Annotated in this window: 22 protein-coding genes; 12 read left to right on the forward strand and 10 right to left on the reverse strand. The window is 64.0% G+C overall.

Annotated elements, in window-relative coordinates:
• Positions 1–472 precede the first annotated feature (472 nt).
• The 5 genes from AC1DS5_RS20260 to AC1DS5_RS20280 all read right to left on the reverse strand — a co-directional run bounded on the left by AC1DS5_RS20260 (position 473) and on the right by AC1DS5_RS20280 (position 5,927).
• The gene (locus tag AC1DS5_RS20260) at positions 473–1,126 is read right to left on the reverse strand and encodes an HAD family hydrolase (RefSeq protein ID WP_477720057.1); all 654 of its coding nucleotides are present in this window, start codon (positions 1,124–1,126) and stop codon (positions 473–475) included.
• Entirely contained in the window at positions 1,114–2,679 is a 1,566-nt protein-coding gene (locus AC1DS5_RS20265) for an ArnT family glycosyltransferase (protein WP_477720058.1), read from the reverse strand. Before AC1DS5_RS20265 ends, AC1DS5_RS20260 begins: the two co-directional genes overlap by 13 nt.
• Positions 2,680–2,758: 79 nt before the next feature.
• Positions 2,759–3,742: a lysylphosphatidylglycerol synthase transmembrane domain-containing protein gene (locus tag AC1DS5_RS20270; protein ID WP_477720059.1), complete on the reverse strand. Its 984-nt coding sequence runs from the start codon at positions 3,740–3,742 to the stop codon at positions 2,759–2,761.
• On the reverse strand, positions 3,739–4,605 hold the full coding sequence (locus AC1DS5_RS20275) for a decaprenyl-phosphate phosphoribosyltransferase (RefSeq protein WP_477720060.1): 867 nt from the start codon (positions 4,603–4,605) through the stop codon (positions 3,739–3,741). Before AC1DS5_RS20275 ends, AC1DS5_RS20270 begins: the two co-directional genes overlap by 4 nt.
• A 176-nt stretch (positions 4,606–4,781) precedes the next feature.
• Positions 4,782–5,927 carry an ABC transporter substrate-binding protein gene (locus AC1DS5_RS20280; RefSeq protein WP_477720061.1) on the reverse strand — a complete coding sequence of 382 codons (1,146 nt, stop codon included), beginning with the start codon at positions 5,925–5,927 and terminating at the stop codon, positions 4,782–4,784.
• A gap of 51 nt (positions 5,928–5,978) precedes the next feature.
• Between AC1DS5_RS20280 and AC1DS5_RS20285 the strand changes: the two genes are divergently transcribed.
• The 8 genes from AC1DS5_RS20285 to AC1DS5_RS20320 are packed head-to-tail and all read left to right on the forward strand — an operon-like array spanning position 5,979 to position 14,204.
• On the forward strand, positions 5,979–8,096 hold the full coding sequence (locus tag AC1DS5_RS20285; RefSeq protein ID WP_477720062.1) for a molybdopterin-containing oxidoreductase family protein: 2,118 nt from the start codon (positions 5,979–5,981) through the stop codon (positions 8,094–8,096).
• The gene (locus AC1DS5_RS20290; RefSeq protein WP_477720063.1) at positions 8,093–9,202 is read left to right on the forward strand and encodes an aminopeptidase; all 1,110 of its coding nucleotides are present in this window, start codon (positions 8,093–8,095) and stop codon (positions 9,200–9,202) included. Before AC1DS5_RS20285 ends, AC1DS5_RS20290 begins: the two co-directional genes overlap by 4 nt.
• Positions 9,203–9,228: 26 nt before the next feature.
• Positions 9,229–9,633 carry a polyhydroxyalkanoic acid system family protein gene (locus AC1DS5_RS20295; protein ID WP_477720064.1) on the forward strand — a complete coding sequence of 135 codons (405 nt, stop codon included), beginning with the start codon at positions 9,229–9,231 and terminating at the stop codon, positions 9,631–9,633.
• 12 nt (positions 9,634–9,645) lie between these two features.
• A complete protein-coding gene (locus tag AC1DS5_RS20300; protein WP_477720065.1) occupies positions 9,646–10,587 on the forward strand; it encodes a LysR family transcriptional regulator in 942 nt (313 codons plus the stop codon).
• A 37-nt stretch (positions 10,588–10,624) separates the two neighbouring features.
• On the forward strand, positions 10,625–11,860 hold the full coding sequence (locus AC1DS5_RS20305; protein WP_477720066.1) for a CaiB/BaiF CoA transferase family protein: 1,236 nt from the start codon (positions 10,625–10,627) through the stop codon (positions 11,858–11,860).
• A complete protein-coding gene (locus AC1DS5_RS20310; RefSeq protein WP_477720067.1) occupies positions 11,857–12,807 on the forward strand; it encodes a hydroxymethylglutaryl-CoA lyase in 951 nt (316 codons plus the stop codon). Before AC1DS5_RS20305 ends, AC1DS5_RS20310 begins: the two co-directional genes overlap by 4 nt.
• Positions 12,804–13,196 carry a VOC family protein gene (locus tag AC1DS5_RS20315; RefSeq protein WP_477720068.1) on the forward strand — a complete coding sequence of 131 codons (393 nt, stop codon included), beginning with the start codon at positions 12,804–12,806 and terminating at the stop codon, positions 13,194–13,196. Before AC1DS5_RS20310 ends, AC1DS5_RS20315 begins: the two co-directional genes overlap by 4 nt.
• 33 nt (positions 13,197–13,229) lie before the next feature.
• Positions 13,230–14,204: a Bug family tripartite tricarboxylate transporter substrate binding protein gene (locus tag AC1DS5_RS20320; protein WP_477720069.1), complete on the forward strand. Its 975-nt coding sequence runs from the start codon at positions 13,230–13,232 to the stop codon at positions 14,202–14,204.
• Positions 14,205–14,527: 323 nt separating this feature from the next.
• Here the strand turns inward: AC1DS5_RS20320 and AC1DS5_RS20325 are convergent, their stop codons facing one another.
• The gene (locus AC1DS5_RS20325; protein WP_477720070.1) at positions 14,528–14,782 is read right to left on the reverse strand and encodes an acyl-CoA-binding protein; all 255 of its coding nucleotides are present in this window, start codon (positions 14,780–14,782) and stop codon (positions 14,528–14,530) included.
• Between the two features lie 213 nt (positions 14,783–14,995).
• On the opposite strand from AC1DS5_RS20325, the gene AC1DS5_RS20330 reads away from it, so the two are divergent.
• Positions 14,996–16,636, forward strand: coding sequence for a wax ester/triacylglycerol synthase family O-acyltransferase (locus AC1DS5_RS20330; protein WP_477720071.1), 1,641 nt, complete (start codon positions 14,996–14,998; stop codon positions 16,634–16,636).
• 140 nt (positions 16,637–16,776) lie between these two features.
• On the opposite strand, the gene AC1DS5_RS20335 is transcribed toward AC1DS5_RS20330, so the two are convergent.
• On the reverse strand, positions 16,777–17,544 hold the full coding sequence (locus AC1DS5_RS20335; RefSeq protein WP_477720072.1) for a type III pantothenate kinase: 768 nt from the start codon (positions 17,542–17,544) through the stop codon (positions 16,777–16,779).
• Between the two features lie 93 nt (positions 17,545–17,637).
• On the reverse strand, positions 17,638–18,306 hold the full coding sequence (locus AC1DS5_RS20340; protein ID WP_477720073.1) for a helix-turn-helix transcriptional regulator: 669 nt from the start codon (positions 18,304–18,306) through the stop codon (positions 17,638–17,640).
• 90 nt (positions 18,307–18,396) lie between these two features.
• Between AC1DS5_RS20340 and AC1DS5_RS20345 the strand changes: the two genes are divergently transcribed.
• Entirely contained in the window at positions 18,397–19,692 is a 1,296-nt protein-coding gene (locus AC1DS5_RS20345; protein WP_477720074.1) for a sensor histidine kinase, read from the forward strand.
• 208 nt (positions 19,693–19,900) lie between these two features.
• A complete protein-coding gene (locus AC1DS5_RS20350) occupies positions 19,901–20,887 on the forward strand; it encodes a response regulator (protein WP_477720075.1) in 987 nt (328 codons plus the stop codon).
• A gap of 159 nt (positions 20,888–21,046) precedes the next feature.
• Here AC1DS5_RS20350 and cqsA read toward each other — a convergent pair whose 3' ends face one another.
• Both cqsA and AC1DS5_RS20360 read right to left on the reverse strand, forming a co-directional pair.
• Positions 21,047–22,300 carry an alpha-hydroxyketone-type quorum-sensing autoinducer synthase gene (gene cqsA / locus AC1DS5_RS20355; protein WP_477720076.1) on the reverse strand — a complete coding sequence of 418 codons (1,254 nt, stop codon included), beginning with the start codon at positions 22,298–22,300 and terminating at the stop codon, positions 21,047–21,049.
• Between the two features lie 273 nt (positions 22,301–22,573).
• Entirely contained in the window at positions 22,574–23,017 is a 444-nt protein-coding gene (locus tag AC1DS5_RS20360) for a rhodanese-like domain-containing protein (RefSeq protein ID WP_477720077.1), read from the reverse strand.
• A 214-nt stretch (positions 23,018–23,231) separates the two neighbouring features.
• On the opposite strand from AC1DS5_RS20360, the gene AC1DS5_RS20365 reads away from it, so the two are divergent.
• Positions 23,232–24,161 (forward strand): PPK2 family polyphosphate kinase, encoded by a 930-nt coding sequence (locus tag AC1DS5_RS20365; RefSeq protein WP_477720078.1) that lies wholly within the window; start codon positions 23,232–23,234, stop codon positions 24,159–24,161.
• Positions 24,162–24,229: the final 68 nt, after the last annotated feature.

The raw sequence follows: 24,229 nt of genomic DNA on the forward strand, positions 1-24,229 counted from the left end.
GCAAAGCGGTCGGACCGTGGGTCGGTAAAGCTGGTGCGGTGCTTGGACACGCCTGGGGCGAAGTCCTTTACCGAGATAAGCCCCGACTTCGCGAATCACCATAGGGGCCAGCAAGGCGAGGGTTCTGAAAGCCGCTTTGCAACGAAAAGGCCGGATATAAGCAAGCAGTCAATCCGCCCGGCCAGAACTTCCAATCAGCACTTGCCTCACGGAAGGCGTCCATATAAGCACCGCAGGCTGCCCGTAGCGAAGCGAAGGGACGCAGACAGCAGGGTCGCCTTTTGGTATTCGCGTAACTTCGCTTTGCGAAGTGAGCGAATCCCCACTGCGTGAACTTTTGCTTACTTTTATTTTGGCGAAGCAAAAGAAAAGTGAGTAGCCGCCGGGCTACCCCCGGCCAGCCACCCTCAGCAAAGCCAACCAGCTATCAACTCAATAGCAAACGATGCCTGAACCCTAAGAACGGGAAAGCTCATTCACCCCGCGACGGCACATCACTCCACGGCTCCCCCCGGTACCAGGCATGCCGGGCCAGACGCAACATGGGCTTGTCCCCCGCCGTGTCGCCGTAAGCATAGAGCGTCACCTGGCTGGCGGCATAAGCGCCAAAGCGTTCCGGCAGCCACGCCTTGAGCCGACGCACCTTTTCCTCGCCGTGACAATTGGCGGTGCTCATGCGTCCGGTCAGGCGGCCATCCACCACCTCAAGGCCGGTACAGATCAGCGCGTCAAAGCCCAGTTGCCGGGCCGCGTGCTGCAGGTAAATATCGGGCGAGGCACTGACAATCACGCAGCAGTGCCCGGCCTGCCGGTGCTGCGCCAGCCGCGCCATGGCCCAGTCCTGCAACTGGTGCGGCAAGTCACGCCCGGCCCAGTCAGCCGCCCAGTGCGCCACCTCGACACTGCTGCGCCCGGTCAGCGCCATTTTGAGCAGGCGCGCCTTGGCCACGTCATTGCGTACCAGCTTCAGCGCATAACCAGCCATCCACGGCCCGCTCAGCAGCAGGGCCCGTAAAAATCCGGGCCAGCCCAGGCCACGGGCAAGAAACGGCAGCAGGGTGTCGCGCCGGGTCAGCGTGCCGTCGAAGTCAAACGCGGCGACAACGGGGCCGGCTACCTCGGACATCGCACCTGCCCGCAATAGCGTTCGCAAAACGGGCACCCGGTCATCGGCAATGCGGAGGGTATGTTGTAGTAGTGCTTGAAAATAGTCCCCAACACCCCTTCGCGGTAGGCTTGGTACTTGAACCCGGTGCCCTCCACCGCATAAAACGGCGCACCATTCTGGGTGAAGCTGAGCACACGCACCGCTTCAAAATAGGGCTGGAAGTCCTCCAGTCTGGGGCTGCCGAACGTGATGACGCGTATGGTTTTTCCTTGGTAGAGCGAAAAATCAACCAGCTGATCGTCCTGCCGGGAGTGGAACTTCCCGACACCAAACACCGGCATGTACTGCCGGCGCTCAAAGCCGTAAATCGAGGCCGGCGTGAAGGCATCGCCCATCAGCACCACGCCCGGGCTGCTGACTTGCCGCAGGATCTCGGCGGTTTTATAGCTGCGGATGATTTGCGGATAAAGCTTGGTGCTGCGCCAGGTGTCCAGCGTGGTCAGGTGAAGGCCGGCCACCACCAGCACATGCAGGCCCGCAAACACGGCGAGACCCTTGGCGCAGGTCTTGAGTTTGTCGGCCGGCAAGGCAAACGCCAGAAACGCAAAGCCGAAGGGGTAAAACGACAGCACCCAGTGCAGGCCGATCACCTTTTTGGCCGACAGCAGCGCAAAAAACAGCAGAGGCACCACCACCAGGCAAGCCAGCAGGCGCTGGGCCGGCGCCGCCAGCGCCGCGCTGGCCACCAGCATCTTGCGGTATTTGAAGGCCAGCCACACCGCCACCGGCGTGATCAGGTAGGCCATCATGACGACATAGAGCAAGGGCTTGCGCCACTCGAACGAGGCCTCCTCGTTGCGGTTGTACACGTTGAACATGATGTTCGGCCAACCGTGCGACATGTTCCAGGCGATGTTGATGGCCGGCCCGGGCAGCGCGCAGACCACCAGCAGGGCAAAGCCCGCGAGCCGCTGGCGGCGGTAGAGCGCAAAGTACACGAGGTAGGTCAGGCCCAGCACCACCGAGAAATACTTCGACAAAAACGCGCAGCCCAGAAACAGGCCCGACAGCGCATACAGGCCATAGGCCGCCCGGTCAAGCTGCTCGCGGCGTTCGGCGCGCAGCAAGGCGGCCACCGACAGCGCCGACCAGAAAATCAGCGGCGTGTCGGTGGTGATCAGCATGTTGAGCCAGTTCAGCGGCGCCAGCCAGAACAGCAGCACGGCCCAGGCCGCACGCTCCCGGTCGAGAGGCTTGAGCCCCCACCAGAGCGCAGCGCCCACGCCCAGCGGCAGCAGCACCACCGGCAGGCGAATCGACCAGATACTGTCGCCGAACGTGGCGCGCATCAGGGCGATCAGCCAGCCCACCATGGGCGGATGGTCCGAGTAGCCCCAGTTGGGGTAGACGCCCCACCAGTAGAAGAAAGCCTCGTCCCCGCTGATCGGGAATGTCGCGGAAATCCAGAGTCTGAGCAGCAACGACGCCAGCCCCACGCCCAGCAGCCATCGGCTCAATGAAGTGGTGCGCAGCGAGGCTGCCAAGGGGTCGGGGCGGTGATTCTGGGGCATGGAAGGCTGACGCAAGGGAGCAAAGGACGTAAGGAGCGCTATGGGCGCGATGGGCGCAAGCTGGGGCCGTCGGCAGGTTTTACCGGAAGCTGATTTCCTTGCGAATGGCCGCACTATAAAGCAAGGCCACCACGCCGATGGCAACCGCCAGCCACAGGGTGAGCAGGCGGGTCAGCACGGTGATGGTCAGGGCTTCGCCGGGGGTCGCGCCCTGCGCCACCAGCAGGCCGGTCAGCACGGCTTCGGTGCCGCCCAGGCCGGCGGGCAAGGCAGACAGCGCACCCGCCACCATGGCCAGCGCGTAAAAGCCCGTCGCGGTCAGCAGCGGCAGGTGAATGTCCAGGTCACGGGCGATCAGCCAGACCGCCATCCCCTGCGCGGCCCAGGCGGTCAGGGTCAGCGCAAACCAGGTCAGCGGACGCACCGCCAAGCAATGCCAGGCCTCTTTCAGCCATGCAAAACGATGGCGCAGCGTGGCGCGGTACCTGAGCACCAGGCCCAGCAGGATCGCGGCCACCAGCACAGCGACTGCCACCAGGCCGGCAAGAAACAGGGGCGCCGCCCGCACTGCGCCATGCGTCAGCACCCACCACGCGGCGGGCAGGCACAGCAGCAGCAGGCACAGCAGATCGGCCAGCCGCTCGGCGCCGAAAATCGCCAGGCTTTGCCCGGCGCCCAGGGGCTGGCGCGCCAGCATCAGGCCGCGCACCGCCTCCCCGATATTGCCGGGGGTGGGCGTGAAGGCATAGCCCGCCAGGTACAGGCGCAGGCCCTTCGCCCAGCCAAAATGGCGCCCGTAGTGCGCCATCCACAGGCGCCAGCGCATGCCGCGCAGCAGGTAATTGAGCAGGCACAACGCGATGGCCTGCACGCCGGTCCAGGACCCCAGGCGCGCCAGCGAGGCCCGCGGGCTGTCGCCCCACACCAGCAGGGCGGCCGCGTAGGCGGTGGCCACCACACCCAGCACCAGCAGCAGCTGTTTGACGGGCAGGTGAACCGGCCCTTCGTCCGCCTTGCCGGTGGTCGAAGGGCGCGCCGCCAGCGGTGCGTCCTCGGGCGTCACAGCCGGTGACCCAGAAAGATGGCCATCCACAACACGCCGGCCGCCAGAATCCACGGGTCGCTCAGCAGATCGCGCGCGACGTCTTCGCCACGGCCACGGTGCACCTGGTAGGTGTAGCGCAGCATGCCAAAAATGACGACGGGCACGGTGTAGAGCAGGCGCTCGCCATGCTGCAGCTGGGCCTCGGGGCTGGTGGCAAACAGGCTGTAGTTGGTCAGTGTGGCGGTCATGGTCACGGCCATGAAGGTATCGAGCAGGGCCGACGGGTAATGCGCCAGCACGGCGCGCTGGCTGGCTTCCTCATGAAAGGTTTCGGCCTTGCGCTTGCAAAAGCCCAGGAAAAGCGCGACAAAAATACCGGTCAGCAGCAACCAGCGCGAAGGCGGGATCCCGACGGCCACCGTACCCGCCAGCAGCCTGAGCATGAAACCCGATGCAATGATGGACACATCGACCACCGGCACCTGCTTGAGCCGCCAGGAATAGGCCAGGTTGAACACCACATAGGCCGCGAGCAGCGCAAGCAGGGTGCGGTTGCCGGCGGCCAGCAGCAGCCCACTGGCCAGCAGCAGGCCCGCCAGCACCAGCGCCACGGGCACGGCCACGGCGCCGCTCGCCAGGGGACGGCGGTTTTTGACAGGATGCAGGGCATCGCTGGCGCGGTCATGCCAGTCGTTGACGATGTAGACCATGCTGGAGACGCAGCAAAACGCGGCAAAAGCATACAGGACGCGCCCGACGAGGGGGCCGTCCTGCCAGGCCTGGCTGAACACCAGGCCGGCAAACACAAAACCGTTTTTAAGCCATTGGTGCGGCCGAATGAGCCTGAGCAGCGCAAGCAGGGATGAGGGGAGAGAAAACATCAATAGTGGAGGGAAAGCCTCCGGTCTGGGGACGACGTTCAAGCATAACTGAGTGGGCCGGCTCTTTATTTCTCTAGATGGGCTGAAAACCAGGCCAGAGTTTCAGCATCACCCCCTCCTTTGCACGCCCGTTTTGGTGTGACCAGGCCCCAGCCCGACAACGCTTTCGCGCAGACTCACTCCCGCACGCGGCCCTGCGAATCAATCAGACTCAGCTCCACCAACCTGGAGCCCACACGGTCGCCGTCGAAATGGATCCGGAAGCCTCCCAGGTCCATCTCCTGCATGGTGTCCAGCGCCTTGCGCAACTTGACGCGGGTGGGCTCCTTGCCGGCCTTGCGCAGGGCTTCGGTGTAGGCCCAGGCGGCGATATAGCCTTCGAGCATGTAGACATTGGACTTGCCCAGCTTGGCCGCGGCCGCCTCGGCCTGCAGCTCACGCACCAGGCTGCTTTTAGCATTGTCTGACTTGGGCGTCACCCGCACCACCACCACGCCCGAGCCCGCTGCCCCCAGCTGATCGGCCAACAGGCTTTCCCCGGTATTGGAGAACCCGTAAATAGGCCCTTTGTAGCCCTTGCTGCGCAAGTCGCGGATGGCGATGGCTGCGCCTTTGGGGGCACTGATCAAAAGCACGGACTCCGCTTTGACCGCCAGCACTTTGTCGGTGCCCTCCAGCGGTGCCTTGAGCAACAGGTTGGCGCCCATACCGGTCATGGTGCGCTCGGCAGAGTCCAGCGCCGCCAGCGATTCGGGATCCCTGGCATGCAATATGGCCAGCTTGCGCATCCCCAGGGTTTCCGCATGGCGCGTGATCACGAGCGCCTCTTCCGAGTAGCCGGGTCGCACCGAATACACATTGGGATAGAGCGAGCCGCGCAACTCGTCGGCCCCGGCCATGGGGCCAAACAGCAGCAAGTCGCTGTCCTTGAGCAGAGGATTGACGGCGGTGACCTGGGGTGAGCCGTAATAGCCAAACAACGAAAAAACCCGCTGGTCCAGCAGCTTTTTGGTATTGGCCAGGGTCGTTTCGGGGTTGCCGGCATCGTCCGCGGTAATCAGATCGATCTTGCGGCCATGGATACCGCCCGCCGCATTGACCCGCTCAAAATAAAGCCTGGCACCCTGCGCAAACGGCAGTGCCAGCACGGCAGCCGGACCGGTCATGGCCACCGACTGCCCCAGCGTGACAGTGGTTTTGCTCAAGCCATCCTGCGCGCTGGCCCCAGTTGCCATGGCGGCCATGGCAGCCAGCAAGGCCGTTACCATGGACACCCGAGCCAGGGCTTTCAGCACTTGCCCGCCGTTTTTGATCACAGACATGAATTACCCTTTTCCTGATTGCCGATATGGCTGTCAATATAGAGTTACACCATGCGCAATACCATCAGCATCTCCCCTAGCGTTAGTTTCGTGCAGGCTGACAGTCAGACTGTCCAGGTGCGCGGCGCCTGCCCGCACGACTGCCCCGACACCTGCTCGCTGCTGACGACCGTGGAAAATGGCGTGGCCATCAAGGTGCACGGCAACCCCGAGCACCCGCAAACCGGCGGCGTGCTGTGCAACAAGGTCTCACGCTACACCGAGCGCACCTACCACCCCGAGCGCCTGCTGCAGCCGCAAAAGCGTGTGGGGCCCAAGGGCTCGGGCCAATTCGAGCCGGTGAGCTGGGACGCCGCACTCACCGACATTGCCGGGCGCCTGAAGGCCATCGCCGCGCGCAACCCCGAGGCCATCGTGCCTTACAGCTATGCCGGCACCATGGGCCAGGTACAGAGCGAAAGCATGGCGGCGCGCTTCTTCAACCGTCTCGGCGCGTCGTTTCTGGACCGCACGATTTGCGCCACGGCGGGCGGCGAAGGCTTCACGCAGACCCTGGGCGGCAAGGTCGGCATGCGGGTGGAGTTTTTTGCCGAGTCCAAGCTCATCATCATCTGGGGCAGCAATTCGATTGGCAGCAATCTGCATTTCTGGCGCTATGCGCAGCAGGCCAAACGCGATGGCGCCAAACTGGTCTGTATAGACCCGCGCAAAAGCGAAACCGCCGAGAAATGCCACGAACACATCGCGCTGCTGCCCGGCACCGACGCGGCGCTGGCGCTGGCGCTGATGCACGAACTGATCACCCACGACTGGCTGGACCACGACTATATTGCCCGCCACACGCTGGGCTGGCAGGCGCTGAAGGAACGTGCCCTGCAATGGCCCCCTGAACGCGCCGCCGAGGTGTGCCGCGTGCCGGTTGAGCAGATCAGGGCCTTGGCCCGCGACTATGGCCAGTGTTTTGTGAACCGGCAGCCCGCTGCGATTCGCCTGAACTACGGCATGCAGCGCGTGCGCGGCGGCGGCAACGCGGCCCGCGCGGTGGCCTGCCTGCCGGCGCTGATAGGCGCCTGGCGGCACCGCGCCGGCGGCGTGCTGCTGAGCAGTTCAGGGCAGTTTCCGGTGGAAAAGGCCGCGTTGCAGCGGCCCGATCTTCTGCAGGGGCGGCAGCCGCGAACCATCAACATGAGCACGATTGGCAATGCGCTGCTGGCCGAAGCCTCGCCGCAGTTCGGCCCCAAAATCAAAGCGCTGATCGTCTACAACAGCAACCCGGTGGCGGTGGCGCCTGAATCGGGCAAGGTGGTGCAAGGCTTTGCGCGTGAAGACCTGTTCACCGTGGTGCTTGAGCATTTCAAGACCGACACGGCGGATTACGCCGACTACCTGCTCCCCGCCACCACGCAGCTGGAGCACTGGGATGTGCACAGCGCCTATGGCCACACCGACGCGCTGCTGAACCGCCCTGCCATCGCGCCGCTCGGCCTGGCCAAACCCAACACCCAGATCTTTCGCGAGCTGGCGGCCCACATGGGCTTTACCGAGCCCTGCTTTTCCGAGGACGACGAGACCTTGTGCCGTACCGTCTATGGCGACAGGATCGACTTCGGGCAACTGCTGGACAAGGGCTTTGTCACGCTGAATTTGCCCGATGCCCCGTTTGCTGCGGGCAACTTTCCCACGCCCTCGGGCCGCTGCGAGTTTTTCAGCGAGCGGCTGGCCGCGCTTGGCCTGGACGGCTTGCCCGACCATGTGCCCAACTACGAAATACCAGGTTCATCCAGCCAGTACCCTCTGGCCATGATCTCGCCGCCCGCGCGCAACTTTCTCAACTCCAGCTTCGTCAATGTGAAAAGCCTGCGCGACATCGAGGGCGAGCCGGTGCTGGAGATGCATGCCGACGACGCAGCAGCGCGCGGTATCAACAGCGGCGCTGTCGTCACGGTGTTCAATGCACGCGGAAAATACCGCGTCAAGGCAGAAGTCTCGGCGCGCGCCCGCCCCGGCGTGGTCAATGGCCTGGGCATCTGGTGGCGCAAGCTGGGGCTCGACGGCACCAACGTCAACCAGCTCACCAGCCAGCACCTGACCGACCTGGGCCGGGGGCCGGTGTTTTACGACTGTCTGGTTGAAGTTCAGGCCGGCCAGCCCGGGGAGCCTGTGGTGTGAAAACCCAGGTGGCCCAAGTGGCCCTCACCTGGCCCGCCATCCGGGCCACCGCCGTGGCAGCCATTGCCGCCCTGGGCCTGTCGGGCTGTACCGGTATCGGCTACTACTGGCAGTCGGTCAGCGGCCACCTGCAGATGATGAACGCGGCACGACCGGTCAGCGACTGGCTGGACGATGCGCAAACCCCTGAGCAGCTCAAGACCCGGCTGGCCCTGAGCCAGCGCATCCGCAGCTTTGCCGCGAGCGAACTGAAGCTGCCCGACAACGCCAGCTACCGCCGCTACGCCGACCTGCAGCGCCGGGCCGTGGTGTGGAACGTGGTGGCGGCTCCCGAGTTGTCGCTCACCCTCAAGACCTGGTGCTTTCCGGTAGCGGGCTGCGTGGGCTACCGCGGTTATTTTTCCGAAACCGAGGCGCGCGCCGAAGCGGCGCGGCTGCAAACCGCGGGGCTGGAAGCCGGCGTCTTCGGCGTGCCGGCCTACTCCACCCTGGGCTGGCTGAACTGGGCCGGTGGCGATCCGCTGCTCAACACCTTCATCGCCTACCCCGAAGGCGAGCTGGCCCGGCTGATCATTCATGAACTGGCGCACCAGGTGGTCTACGCCCAGGATGACACCATGTTCAACGAATCATTTGCGACGGCGGTGGAACGGCTGGGCGGCCAGCGCTGGCTCGCCACCCAGGCCAGCCCGGCGGCCCGTGCCGAGTATGCGGCCTTTGACGGCCGGCGCCAGCAATTCCAGACGCTGGTGCGGGCCACGCGGCACAGGCTGGATGCAATTTATGATTTGAATTGGGCGCCAGCCCCCGCCAGAGCCGCGCAAGTTGCCATGAAAAGCATAGCCATTTCAGATTTCAAACAACAGTATGAGCAACTCAAAATCAGCTGGGGCGGCTTCGCCGGCTACGACCCCTGGGTCGCCCAGGCCAACAATGCCGCATTTGGCGCGCAGGCCGCCTACGATGAACTGGTGCCCGGCTTTGAGGCACTGTTCAAGCGCGAAGGCGGCGACTGGCGGCGGTTTTATGATGCGGTGAAGCGACTGGCCAGCCTGCCCAAGGAAGCGCGGCGCCAGGCCCTTGAAACCCATAACACCGATAAATAAACCAACAAGCAAGCAAGGAGACGCCCATGGCAGAGATTCACATCCATCGCCAGCACGGCTTGGGCCTGGCGCAGGCGCGCAAGATGGCCTTTCAATGGGCAGAGCAGGTCGAAGAAGAGTTCGACATGGAATGCGTCTATGAAGAAGGCGACACCACCGACGAAGTGAGCTTCAAGCGCTCGGGCGTCTCGGGCACCCTCACCGTCACCCCGGACAGCTTCGAGCTGCAGGCCAGGCTCGGTTTTTTTCTCGGTGCCTTCAAGGACAAGATCGAGAGCGAAATCGTCAGGAACCTCGATGTGCTGATCGCGGAAAACGCACCCGCAGCACGCCAAACCACCGACCCCCAAGCCGACGTCCACCAGACCGCCGCCAAAAAGCCCGCGGCAAAAAAGGCTTCCCCGCCGAAGGCTCCGGCCAGGAAAGCCTGAGTCGGCAGCGCCTTGACGACCGCCACCTACAACCTGGCCAGGTTTGACCTGGTGTCCATCCGCCTGGCTGTCGCCTGCGCCCAGAGCGGCAGCCTGACCGCGGCGGCACGCGATTCGCACCTTGCGCTGGCCGCCGCGAGCAGGCGCATCCGCGAACTCGAAGATGCGCTGGGCGACCCCCTGTTCGAGCGCCACGCGCGCGGCCTGCTGCCCACCGCGGCCGGCCGCGTCTTCGTCAAGCACGGCCTGACGCTGCTGCAGACCATGGAGCAGCTCGGCGCCGAGTTGACCGACCTGCGGCGCGGCATTGCGCGCCACATCCGCCTGTGCGCCAGCAGCGCCGCTATCAGCCAGTTCCTGCCGCCGCTGCTGGCCCGCTATGGCGAGCTGCATCCGCAGGTGCATGTCGACCTGGAAGAGCAGGTGTCGGAAGCGGTGGTGTCCACCCTGCGCGAGGGCCGTGCCGATGTGGCGGTGTTTGTCGAAGGGCCGGACACCGTGGGCCTGGACACCCATCTTTTCCGCAAGGACGAGCTGGTGCTGGTGCTGCCCGGCAAGCACCCTCTGGCGGGCACCAAGGCACCAATCGCCTTTGCCGACACGCTGGACGAGGAATGGATCAGCCTGACCGCCGGCGCCGCCATGCTGCAGAAGCAGCAGCAGGCAGCCCTGGCGGCCAACCGGCCGCTCAAGCTGCGCATGCAGGTGCGCAGCTTTGACGCGGTGTGCCACATGGTGGCCTCTGGCCTGGGCATTGCGATATTGCCCAAAGGGGCCAGCCTGCCTATCCTTAAGGCCATGAAGCTGAGCTGGCGGCCGCTGGCAGACAGCTGGGCGCAGCGCCGCTTGCTGGTCGCCACCAGCGGCAACGAAAGCGATGCGGCCATCGCTTCGCTGGTGAACTTTCTGATCCAGCCTTCGCAAAATGCGAAGGCTGCGCGCCACAAACAGTAATGGACGCGAGGGGGTGGCAACCGCACACTATGCAGCCATGGACACCACCTCATCTGCCAATCCTGGCCCGCTGGCCGGCCTCAAGGTTCTTGAACTCGGGCAACTGATCGCCGGGCCGTTTGCCGCCAAAACACTGGCCGACTTTGGCGCCGACGTCGTCAAGATCGAACCGCCCGGCGCGGGCGACCCGCTGCGCAAGTGGCGCCTGCTCAAGGACGGCACCTCTGTCTGGTGGCAGGTGCAGTCGCGCAACAAGCGCTCGCTGGCGCTCGACCTGAAAGACCCGCAAGCCCAGGACATCGTGCGCAAACTTAGCATGGACGCCGACGTGCTGATCGAGAACTTCCGGCCCGGCGCCATGGAAGGCTGGGGCCTGGGGCCCGACGAACTGCTCAAACTGAACCCGCGCCTGATCATGCTGCGCATCAGCGGCTACGGCCAGACCGGCCCCTACCGCGACCGCCCCGGCTTTGGCGTGGTGGCCGAAGCCATGAGCGGCCTGCGCCACCTGACGGCCGAACCCGGTCGCGTGCCGGTGCGCGTCGGCGTGAGCATTGGCGACACGCTGGCCGCACTGCATGGCGTGATCGGCATCCTGCTGGCGCTGCACCATCGCACGGCCCACGGCGTCGGCCAGGTGATTGACGTGGCGCTGTATGAAGCGGTCTTCAACTGCATGGAAAGCCTGCTGCCCGAATACAGCGCCTTTGGCGCGGTGCGCGGCCCGGCCGGCAGCGCCCTGCCCGGCATTGCACCGAGCAATGCCTACCGCTGCAAGGACGACGGTTATGCCCTGATTGCGGGCAATGGCGACAGCATTTTCAAGCGGCTGATGGCCGTAATTGGCCGTGGCGACCTGGCCGCCGACCCGGCGCTGGCAGACAACGCCGGCCGGGTGGCGCGCGTCGCCGAAATCGACGAAGCGATCGGCCAGTGGGCGGCGCAGGGCACCGTGGATGAGGCGCTGGCGGCGCTCGACAAGGCCTCGGTGCCGGCAGGCCGCATCTACACGGTGGCCGACATCGCCGCCGACCCGCACTACCAGGCACGCGGCATGCTGGACAGCGTGCAGATGGACGACGGCAGCACGCTAACCGTGCCCGGCATCACGCCCAAGCTCTCGCTCACACCCGGTGGCCACCGGCGCAACGCCCCCGTGCTGGGCCAGGACACCGACGCCGTGCTGCACGAACTCGGCCTCACGCCCGCGCAGATCCAGGGCCTCAAGGACAAAGGCATCGTTTCGTGCACTGCTACAGGAGCCCAATCATGACAACACGGATCTACTTCAACGAGGTGGCGACGCGCGACGGCTTTCAGATCGAGCCCACCTTCATCCCCACAGACACCAAGGTGGCGCTGATTGATGCCCTGAGCGAATGCGGCTACGCCAAGATCGAAGCGACCTCCTTCACCTCGCCCAAGGCGATCCCGATGCTGCGCGATGCCGAAGAGGTGATGGGCCGCATACGCCGTGTGCCCGGTGTCGAGTACACGGTGCTCGTGCCCAACCTGCGTGGGGCCGAGCGCGCGCTGGAGTCACGGGCCGATGAGCTCAACCTTGTCATGTCCACCTCCGAGACGCACAACCTGGCCAACCTGCGCATGCCGATGGCGCGCAGTTTTGCGGCGCTGTCGGACGTGATTGCGCATGTTGATGGCCGCACCCCCATCAACGTCTCGCTGTCCTGCTGCTTTGGCTGCCCGATGGAAGGCGAGGTGCCGCAGGAAAGCGTACTGGCTTGGGTCAACCGCTTTGCCGACCTGGGCGAGGACCGGGTCAGAGGCGTCACGATCTGCGACACCACCGGCATGGCACATCCGGCCCAGGTCAGCCGCATGGTGGAGGCGCTGCAGCAGCGCTTTGAGCAATTGCAACTGACGCTGCACTTTCACAACACGCGCGGCATGGGCCTGGCCAATGTGCTGGCCGCCGTGCAAGGCGGCATCACGCGCTTTGACGGCTCACTCGGCGGCCTGGGCGGCTGCCCCTACGCGCCCGGCGCCAGCGGCAACATCAGCAGCGAAGATGCCATCCACATGCTGGCCGCCATGGGCTACGACACCGGCATCGATTTGCCTAGGCTGCTCGAAGTGGCGCGGCAGATGCCGCACATCGTCGGCCACGAGGTGCCGGGCCAGGTGGCCAAGGCGGGGCGCATTGAGGACCTGCATCCGGCGCCGGAATTTGTGGCGGCCCTGCGGGAGCAGTTCGCGTGATTAACCATCTGGACCATCTGGTACTGACCACGTCCAACGAAACCGCCTGCGTCGATTTTTATACCCGGGTGCTCGGCATGACGCTGGAAAGCTTTGTCGGTGGCACGCCGCCGGTGGAGCGCAAGGCCTTCAAGTTCGGCAACCAGAAAATCAATCTGCATGTCAAGGGCGCCGAGTTCGAGCCCAAGGCGCATCTGCCGGTGCCGGGCGCACTGGACTTGTGTTTCATCGCCAGCGTGCCCCTGCAGCAGGTGATGGAGCGGCTGGAGCGCGAACGCTGGCCGATCGTCGAAGGGCCTGTTTTACGCACCGGCGCCACGCAAAAAATCCGCTCGGTCTATGTACGCGACCCCGACCTCAACTTGATCGAGATTTCAGAATTGGCCTGAACCGGCATCCATCACCATTCCAGGAGACAAAAAATGACTTTCATTTCCCGCAGAACCCTTGTAACCGTTGCCGGCCTGGCCGCTGCCTCATGGCTGAACCCGGTGCGCGCGCAGCTCGCAGGCAAGCCGGTCACCCTGATCGTTCCCGCGGCGGCCGGCGGCACCACGGACATCGCGGCGCGCATGCTGGCCGAACCGCTGGGGCGGATTTTGCAGACCTCGGTCGTCGTGGACAACCGGGGCGGCGGCAACGGCAACATTGCCGGCCAGACCGTCGCGCGCGGACCGGCCGACGGTACCAGCCTGCTGGTGCAGTATTCAGGTTACCAGTGCATCACACCGCTGATCCAGCCGGTGGCCGGCTTTGACCCGGCCACCAACCTCAAGCCGCTGGGCCATCTGATCGACGCGCCGCAACTGATGGTGGTACGCGCTAATTTCCCGGCCGACAGCTTCGCGGATTTTCTCAACTACGTCAAAGCCAATCCCGGCAAGGTCAACTACGCGTCCAGCGGCAACGGATCACTGCAGCATGTCACGACCGAGCTGCTGAAGGACCTGACCAAAACCTTCATGGTGCACATCCCTTACCGCGGCACGGGCCCGGCACTGAACGACCTGCTGGCCGGTACGGTGGACTGCACCATCACCACGCCGCCGCCACTGCTGCCACACATCCGTGCCGGCAAGCTGAAAGCGCTGATGGTGACCGGTCGCACGCGACTGGCCGCACTGCCCAATGTGCAAACCGCGACCGAGATGGGAGTGCCGCTGGTGGCGTCTTCCTGGTTTGCAGTCTACGGCCCGACGGGTCTGTCTGCGGACCTGCAGAATCGCCTCTCCCTGGCCGTCCGGCAGGTGGTCGAATCGGACAACTTCAGGAAACGCGCCGAGGAACAGGGCGCAAAGGCGATCGCCATGAATGGCGCGGAACTGGATGCGCTGGGTAGCAACGAACGCAAGATGTGGGGACGCATCGTCAAAGTGGCCAATATCAAGGCTGACTAGAAATATAGCCCCCACGCTTGTCACTGCGTGTACTGCGCTGCCCCCCGAGGGGGCCGCTGCGCCTGCGGTCTGGCAAAGCCAGTCCCGCGGCCCCTGCTGGGATGAAGAACCCCCACGCTCGCTCACTGCGTGTAGCTCTCGAGGCATAAGGACCCGTAAAACTCCCTCCCCTTCCGGGGGAGGGCTGGGGTGGGGGCCAGCGGCGACCAGCCAAGCACAGTGGTCCGACGCCCACGCCGTGAGCCCCCATCCCGGCCTTCCCCCAGCGGGGGAAGGAGATGATCGGCACTGCACGCGGCGCGCTAACTGAACCGCATTTGGGCTCAGCTCAGCTCGGCAATCAGGTCGATGTACTGCTGCATCGCGTCGTCCTGCGAGGCTCCCTTGAGGCTGTTCCAGGCGTCCCACTTGGCCCGGGCCACCATGTCGCCGAAGCCCGGCTTCTTCTCGGTGTTGTCGCCCGCGCTGCCCTGCTTGTAGAGGGCGTAGATTTTCAGCAGCGTGGCGTTGTCGGGACGCTCGCTGAGGTTTTTCGAATCGGCCATGGCCTTCTCAAAGGCGGCTTTCAGGTCTGACATGAGCGTGCTCCGTTTTTAGAAGTGGGGCACCAAAGATGGTGCTTGGGGTAACTGCCCGGTATCTTAGCCACACGCTTGCCCGCAAAATAGAGGCTTGCCTCCACGCTTTTCACCGCGTGTCATGCGCTGCCCTCCGAGGGAGGCTGATTTTTCTTGTGACGGCCCGGCGGAAATTTGGCAAGCTCGCCCGATTTATTCATTTTGGAAAAGTTCATGGTCACACGCGTTACCGCCCAGGCTACTGGCAGGAAAGCCGCCCAGAAAGTGGCAGCAAGGGTTCAGGACGGCGCCCGGGAAGACGTTCAGGGAAGCGCTCAGGGAGGCGCTGGAAGCGTTCAGAAAAACCTTCAGGCCAATATCAGGCGGGCCGTCTCCGGCACGCTGGGTTTGTCGGGCGAGCGCATGAGCAAGATCGACACCGCCTGGCTGCGCATGGACAGCGCCGCCAACCTCATGATGATTGTCGGCGTGTGGCAACTGGCGCCGGGCGTCAAGTACGCCGCCGTGTGCGAACGCATTGGGGGCAGCCTGCTCAAGTACGACCGCTTCCGGCAACGCGTGGTCGAGGATGCAGCGGGCGCCACCTGGGTGAACGACCGGAACTTTGATCTCGCCAGGCATGTGGTGCTGGAAAAGCTGCCGCCATCCGCCAGCACCGCGCAGGGCCACCAGCAGGAAGCGCTGCAGGATCGCGTGGCCGAGCTCGCAGCCCAGCCGCTGGACCGCAAGCGCCCGCTCTGGCAGATCCACCTGATTGAGGACTACCTGGGTGCGGATGGCGTGAAGGGCAGCGCCATGATCGTGCGCATCCACCACTGCATTGCCGACGGCATTGCGCTGATCTCAGTGACCATGTCGATGGTCGATGGCGGCGCACCGCCGCCCGAGCGCCGCCAGAAGGCGGCCGGCACCGGCAGCGCCGAAGACTGGATCACCGACACCCTGCTCAAGCCCTTCACCGACATCACCGTCAAGGCGCTGGGCGCCGTCGGTGAAGGGGCGGCCCGCTCGCTGGGCCTGCTGGGCGATCCGAAAAAGGGCATGGCGCAGGGTCTGGAAAAAGGCATGAGCGGCTCGCTCGACATGGCCAGGGTGCTGCTCCAGCTGATCTCGGACTCGGCCGCGCTGGCCCTGATGCCGGACGACGCCAAAACCCGCCTCAAGGGCAAGCCCGGCGGCGCCAAGAAGGTGGCCTGGTGCCAGCCGATCCCGCTGGACGAGGTCAAGGCCGTTGGCAAGGCGCTCAACTGCTCCATCAACGATGTGTTGCTCAGCTGCGTGGCGGGTGCGCTCGGTGAATACCTCAAGTCCTGCGGCGACGATGTGGCAGGTCAGGAAATCCGCGCCATGGTGCCGGTGAACCTGCGCCCCATGGAGCAGGCCTACAAGCTTGGCAACCGCTTTGGCCTGGTGCCGCTGGTGCTCCCCATCGGCATGGACAACCCGGTCGAGCGCGTGTACGAAGTGCGCCGCCGCATGGCGGCCCTGAAGGGCAGCTACCAACCGCTGCTGGCCTTCAGCCTGCTGGCCGTGGCGGGCCTGCTGATCAAGCCCGCGCAGGACATGATGCTCAACCTGTTTTCCAAAAAAACGACGGCCGTGATGACCAACGTGCCGGGGCCGCGCGAAAAGCTCAAGTTCTGCGGCGCCACGCTGGAGCAAAGCATGTTCTGGGTGCCGCAGTCGGGCGACGTGGGGCTGGGGGTGTCCATCCTCAGCTACGGCGGCGGTGTGCAGTTTGGCGTGATCACCGACAGCCTCCTGTGCCCCGAGCCGCAGCGCATCATTGACGAGTTTGTGCCGGAGTTTGCCAAGCTGTCCATCGTGACGCTGATGCTGCCCTGGGGCGAGTGACGGATTTTGACTTGTAACGGCAGCTGCGCAGGCCGCTCATTCCGTTTCCAATTCCGCGCGAGATTAGGCGCGGCCCCGCAGACAGTGCTTTAGCACGGCAAGGGGCCGCAACGACATATCGTGTGGAATTGGGAACGGAATCAGGGGGCGAAGCGGCGCGAGGCGATCTCCAGCAAGCCATCAAAAATCAGGCTGTCCACCAGTTCGTACTTGACGGACATGCTGGGCGCCATCTTCCAGCCCGCGCCGCCGGTCATGATGCACTCGGGTGGCTCGCCGCAATGGCGCGTGATGTTTTCCACCATGCGCTGCACGGCGCCAGCGATCGCAAAGGTTCCGCCGCTGGTCAGCGCGTCACTGGTGTTGGTGGGAAAGTCGCGGACTTCGCCGGTCGGCACATGCAGGCCGGCTGTGCCGGATTCGAGCGCGCGCAGCATGATGCCGTGGCCAGGCAGGATGATGCCGCCGAGAAATTTTCCGGAGGCGTCTATGGCTTCGACCGTCACAGCCGTGCCGACCATGACCACGATGCAGGGCTTGCTGACGCCGCGTGCCAGCAAGCGATGGTGCGCACCGATCATGGCCACCCAGCGGTCAGCGCCCAGCCGCGCCGGATGCTCGTAGCCGTTGATCAGGCCCGCCTCCTGCGGGCTCGACACCACCCAGCGCGGCGCCACATCCCACAGTTCCATCTGCTCGGTCACGCGGCGCTTGATCGCGTCGCCGGCCACAATGCAGCCGAGAATCCGCGTCGGCGGGGGCATCTCGCTCCATTCCTCCTCGGCGAGCCTGTCGATGTTTTCCAGAAACACCGCCCCGTGCGCCAGCAGTCTGGCGCCGACGGCAGGGGCCTCGTACTGGGCCCATTTCAGGCGGGTGTTGCCCACGTCAAGCGCAAGAAAGGTCATTTGGCTGGATTATGAACAGATTTGCCGCACCCCGGCCGACTGTAGGTCAAAGGGTTTACCAGTAGGCTCCAGGCATCTTGCCGGGATGCGACCTCAAATCAGGCCAAACCAGCAGGCGCGCTGAATGGCCGCCAGCTTGTTGTCGACCTTGAGCTTGGCCATCGCATTGGAGAGGTGAAAGTTCACGGTGCGTTCGCTGCAAACGAGGATGTCGCCGCTTTCGCGCGCCGTCCTGCCCTGAAAGGCCAGACTCAGGCATTCCAGCTCGCGCGGACTCAGGGGACTGCGCGCCTCGGCCAGCACGCGCTTGAGCAAAGGCCAGATATTGAGTGCCGACCAGGCAAGCAACGCGGCTTCGCTGCGGTCATGCCACTGGCGCGGGCTGAAAAGATAGCATTCGAACGCGCGCCCCACGGTCAGCGGAAACGCGATGCGCACGACGCTCTGGTAGCCATGGCCCAGCCAGAGCCTGCGCCAGCGGCCCAGGTTTTCGAAGGCGGACCTTGAAATATCCTGCCAGGCCACGAGCGGGGCATCGGAGTCCCGCCAGGGCGCACCGAAGTCCCGGCTCTCCGCCAGCGCCTCGGCCGCATCCAGCAGGCGCGGCGGATGCAAAGCCAGCACCAGCCTATCCTCCTGGCCGCCAAAGGGATCCGGACCCAGCACCATCAGGGCCTCCACCGAAAACTCGCGCAGGGCACACAGCCAGTCGCTGATCACGCCGTCCAGGTTGACACTGTCAAAGTTAGCAGGTAGTTGCATTCGCTTGCCTAAAACAAAACAGGGACAATACAGGCAAATGCCAAACGCATTCCTGGTCAGCTCACAAGTTTCGCCGGAGATCTTCTGCACTTGAGAAAATCTCGTGTCCCACCATGGCTTTCCCGGCATCTTATTGCGCACGGGGTACCCTCGCCCCTGGAGCCGATTCTGCACCCATCGCCGTGGCGGCTGCGCCTGCTCGGCCTGTCGCTGCTGCTCGGCAATCCGCTGTTTGGCTGGATCTGGTCCAGCTGGTTGATTCAGCCTTACGAAAACGCCTGGCTGCGCGGCGTGATGAGCGCGCTGGGCGGGGTCCTGATGCTTCCGCCGGTGATCAGCGATCTTTCCAGTCCGGTCACGCGCGTGATCGTTCCGGTGATCACCTGGATTGAACTTCCCTTCTTCTTCAGCTGGATGTACCTCAACAATGCCGGCGGCATGGTCTGGCTGTCGAGCATGTGCGCGATGATCCTGATTTATTACCACCTGACCGACTGGCGTATCGCCACTGTGGGGACCGTGAGCGGCGCGCTGGTGGCGTGGGGCCTGCTCAGCTGGCTGCCCCACCTGGGCGCACCCCTCGCTGGCCTCGCCAACCTGGGCGCCGTCGATGCCGTGGTGATCGCCTTCAGCTGGGGCTGCGCCATGCTGCTCGGGCTGTCGTCTGCCAACCTGCGGCGTGAACACCTGGCCCACACACTGACGACCATCGGCATCATGGCGCATGAGCTGCGCACGCCGCTTTCAACGGCAGCGCTGATCGGGGACGCGATCCAGCTGGAGATTGAGCGTCAGCCGAATCACCCGAGGGCGCAGCAATTCGAAAAGCTGGCGGTGCGCCTGCACGGCCTGGTGCGCCACATGAACCACCAGATCGACACCCAGATTGCCAATGCCAAATTGCTGCAGCTGCCGCGCTACGACCAGCGCATTCTGGCCAGCAAGCTGGTCAACGAGGTCACCAGCAACTACCCCTACCAGTCCACGCGCCAGCGGGAATGCGTGCAGGTACTCATCCGCACCGACTTCGAATTCCGCGCTTCCTTCACGCAGTTTTCCCAGGTGCTTGACAACATGATCAAGAATGCGCTGCACTCCCTGATGGCGGCCGACTCGAAATACCCCCATGGCGCGCTGCGCATCGAGGTCGGCGTGGCGCGCAACCGCGGCCGCATCGTGGTGGCCGACGATGGCATGGGGATTGACTCCGCCTTGCAGGCCAAGATATTCAAACCTTTTTTCTCCAGCAACCGCGGCACCGGCCATGGCCTTGGGCTGGCTTTTTGCCAACAGGTGGTGCAAAGTGCAGGCGGCAAGATTCACGTGAAATCAGAGTTTGCCGTCGGCGCGATCTTTACCATTGAGTTGCCCCTGACAGGCACCTAATACTCCGATCCAGAAATATCGAAACATGAAAGCGCGCCTTCGAACCCATGCTGTCGTTGCAAATCCTCGCCATAGCTACAGCTATGTCTGCGGTTTGCGCCTGGGCCTGGGCCTGGGCTTGAATCCATCGCTTTCATATTGTTCCGATACCTCTGTGTCGAAGTACTAGCACAGGGCTGAATTTGACAACCCGAGAAACCCGACAACCATGACCTTTTCACTCTATCGCCGCCCGGGCGGCGTTGTCTTTCTGGACGATGATCCGGACTACCTCGAAATGCTGGCGCAAGTCATGCCCCCTGACTGGCACGTGCAGCTGTTCCTGCGGCCGGTGGGCTGCATCGACACGTTGATGCAGGAGCCCCCCCTGTGGGAAGCGGACGCATGGCGCCAGCAGGAAATCATCAACCGCTGGCGCGAGGGCGCCGCACTGCTTCCACAAATTCTGCAGTACTGGCGTGAGGACGGCACGGCACGCTTTGCCTTCACCCGGGTATGCGTGGTGGACTATTCCATGCCGGCCATGAGTGGACTGCGCGTTTTGAGCGAGCTGAACGGCTGGTCGGGCGCACGCGTGCTGCTCACCGGCCGGGCGGACGAGCAACTGGCCGTGTCGGCATTCAATCGCGGGCTGATCGAGCAGTTCATCCCCAAACAGGCCCCTGGCATCCGCCTGCGCCTGACCGACGCCATCCAGGGCCTGCGCCGCCTTCCCGATCCACGGCATCAGCAGACCTGGCGTGCCACCCTGACGCGTGAGCAACACGCGCTGCTGTGCGCCCCATCCATCGCCCAGGAGCTGGAAAGCCTGGTGCTCAGGCAGGGCTGGGTGGAACACGTCGTGATCGGCGCGCCTTTTGGCGTGCTCGCACTGGACGCCAAAGGCCGTGTGAGCTGGCTGCAGCTGGAGCCGGCCGAAAACCTGCCGGAACTCGCGGAAATGGCTGAATCCCAGGGCTGGGACGCGCCGACGGTCCAGGACATCCGGACCGGAAAAAAACTCATCGACCTCGAGTTGCAACTGGCGCTGGGGGCCAGCCAGCCACCCCAGCCCCGCCAGGCATTTGCCATCGCTTCCGAGCCGCCCCTCCTGTACGCCGCTCTTTTTTCGGTCGACGAGGCCCTCAGCCCGGGGTTCATGAACAGCCATGAGCGCTTCATAGCGACCCGGGGCGAGAGAAAACTGCTGGACTAGTACTTTGACACAGAGGTATCGGAGCACAATGAAAGCGATGGATTCGGACCCAGGCCTAGGCGCAAACCGCAGACATAGCCGTAGCTATGGCGAGGATTTGCAACGACGGCATGGGTTCGAAGGCGCGCTTTCATGTTTCGATATTTCTGGGTCGGAGTACTAGATTTCAGCCTGGCCGGCGCGCGCACGCCGCGCAATCGGCCAGTCCCAGGGTTTGACGAGCGGCGCCACTTCCCGCGCCACCGTCTCGATCCGGTCCAGCTCCGAGGCTGTCAGGCCGGCATTGAGCGTCAGCCTGACCATGGCGCGGTTGCGGCTGGTGGCCGGCGCACAGAAGATGGCACCGAACAGCTGGCGCTCCTCGAGCCGGTCGCGCAGCACCATGGTGTCCGGCTCGGTCCCGGCCTCCAGCGAAATGATCTGCTGGCTGCCCTGGTGAATCGGGTAACCCATGTCCGACAAGCTGGCACGCAGGCGCTGCGTGTTGGTGTGCAAGCGCTCACGCGCCTCGTCACTGGCGCGAATGACATCCAGCGTGGCCGCCAGTCCGGCGATTTCATGGGGCAGCAGGCAGGAGCTGAAGATATTGGGATAGCTGTGGTGCAGCACGTAGTAGCGCAACTCCGCCGGCACCGTGAAAAAGCCGGCCCGCCCCGCAAAGGCCTTGGCCAGGCTGGCGGTGATGAAATGCACGCGGTCGACCAGCCCGAGCTCGGCGCACAGGCCGGCCCCCTGCGGGCCGTGGGTGCCCAGCGAATGCGACTCGTCAACGAGGATGGTGCAGCCGTGCTCCTCTGCCACCTCCACCATTTCCACCAGCGGGCACAAAGCGCCTGTGGTGCTGTACACCGAATCCACCACCACCACGCCAGGCCCGTTGCGGGCAATCATGCGCGAGAGGTGGGCCGGGTCGTTGTGACGAAACGGATTGGCCGGGGCGCGCGCGGCACGCACGCCCTCCCACAGCGAGGTATGGGCCAGGGTGTCGAGATACACCGGCGTCTTCTCGTCGGCGATGGCCTGCAGCAAACCGACGTTCGCGGCATAGCCGGACTGGCAGATGAAGCCATCCTCCTTGCCAATCCATGCGGCCATGGACGCCTCCAGCCGGCGGGAAGGATGCGCATCGAGCAGGAAGGCGCCCGACTGGATCACGCTGTCGTTGTCGCGGCGCAAAGTGGCAATCTGCGCGCTGACGATCTCGGGATGCCCGGAGATGTTGAGGTAATCGTTGCCATCGAGCCGAATGGAATCGGGTCCCGGGTTGCGTCCGTGCAGAATGCACTTGCCGCCCCACTGCGTGTTCCAGTGCGGCATGAACTGCTTGTCCAGACGCTCGCGCAGGCCCGGCAGCAGCGGTGGTTCACGATATATCTTGGGGGAAAGGTCTGGCTTGCGTTCAAGAACTTGCATGGGGTCGCTCCTTGGTAAAGAAACCCCATTGAAAGCGCTATCACAAATTGATACGTCCCCTCCCCTGTCAGAACTGACAGGGTGCGGCCCCAGACTGGCTGTTCAGTCGGTTTTTTTGTTAACTATCGACTTACAGTCGAGCAGAAATCAACACCTCACTCCTGCAATTTGTGTCACAAAAAGTTGTGCTTGCGCCACGCTTTCCAGGCGCCTTTTGTGAACTCCTTCACGCTCCTTCACATTCTTCGCAACGCGCCCGTCCGGCACGCCCGCTCAGTTTTGCCGCCAGGGCAAACCCCGAAATCGCCAGCCGCCCTTTCGACCCCGCTGCGCCTGTTCATCGGCATCACCCTCAAAGCCCTCCAGGATGTTGTAGGCCTCTATGCCCAACTCGGTCGCCCGTTTCGCGGCAGCGATGGAACGCACGCCGCTGCGGCACAGCAGCACGGCTTTCTTGCCGGCCGACACCGCGCTTTTCAGACCTTCGTCGAAGTGGGGATTCATGGCCATGCCGGGCCACTGTTTCCAGGCCAGGGCAATGGCGCCCGGCACGTAGCCCACCCATTCGCGCTCGGCGTCGGTGCGCACATCCACCAGGACCGCTTCGCCCGACTGCATCCATTGATAGGCAAGCTGCACCGGAATATCGCCGGCATAGCCCGACGCGGGCCGGACCTGAGGTGACGTGGAAGCATTCGATGCGGCAACGGTATTCATGGCGGAACTCCTGTGTTTTATGTCTATTGATCTATTCTGCACGGCCCGCCCAGGCAGGATGCCAGGCTGGGCGAGGATTCAAATCAAGTTTATTCTCCCCGCGCCAACCGCATAGGTGACGGGGTGAAATGCACCGGCGGATGCGGCATGAACGCCGGACACGATGCAGAATCAGGTTCACGCCAAACGACCACCGCTACCACCGGAGACCATGATGCCCCCGACCCACCCCCGTGCCAACTCCCGCGTGACACCCAAGTCCCTGGCTCAAATCATGGCCCAATGGCAGCCGCCCGTGGCAGGCGCGACAGCGGATGGCAAGAAGGCCAAGCCAGCCAGGAGAGCCAGGGGTAGTGGCATGGCCGACTTCGACCCGTCGGCCCAGCCTTTTTCCAGCGGGGACAAACAGCGCGACAAGGCAGCGGTCGAAGCCCTGGCCCTGGAGCTCGACGAACTGCAGAACCTGTTCTATGCAGACAAACGCTACAAGCTGCTGGTGGTCCTGCAGGGCACCGATACCTCCGGCAAGGACGGTACGCTGCGTGGCGTGTTCGGGCGCATCAGCCCCCTGGGCGTGCACACGACCTCCTGGAAAGCCCCCACCGAAGACGAGCGCGCGCACGACTACCTGTGGCGCATTCACCAGAGGGCACCGGGCGCCGGCGAGATGATGCTGTTCAACCGCAGCCACTACGAAGACGTGCTGGTGCCGGCCGTCAATCGCTGGATCACGCCGGCGCAGACATTGCAACGCTATCAGCACATCAACGACTTTGAACGCATGCTCAGCGAAACCGGTACGGTGATCCTGAAATTCATGCTGCACATCAGCTTTGAGGAACAGGGCCAGCGGCTGCAGGAGCGCATTGACGACCCCACCAAGCACTGGAAGTTCAGCATGGATGATTTGCAGGTACGCAAGCAGTGGAAGCTTTACCAGCGCGCCTACCAGGACCTGTTGAACGCCACCAGCACGCCGTGGGCGCCGTGGACGGTGGTGCCGGCTGACTCCAAAACCCATCGCAACCTCATGATCGCCACACTGGTGCGCAACAGCCTTCAGCAGTTGAACCTGCGCTTCCCGCCACCCGTTCCGGGGCTCAAAAATCTGAAGGTTGACAAAAAGCTGACGACCCCTCCGTAAGAGCGGAAAGCACTTTGAACCTAATCAGAGGCAATCAACGGGCTTACTGTCGGTAAAAACCCTCTTCC

The sequence above is a fragment of the Polaromonas sp. P4_H1 genome (genome assembly GCF_056400945.1).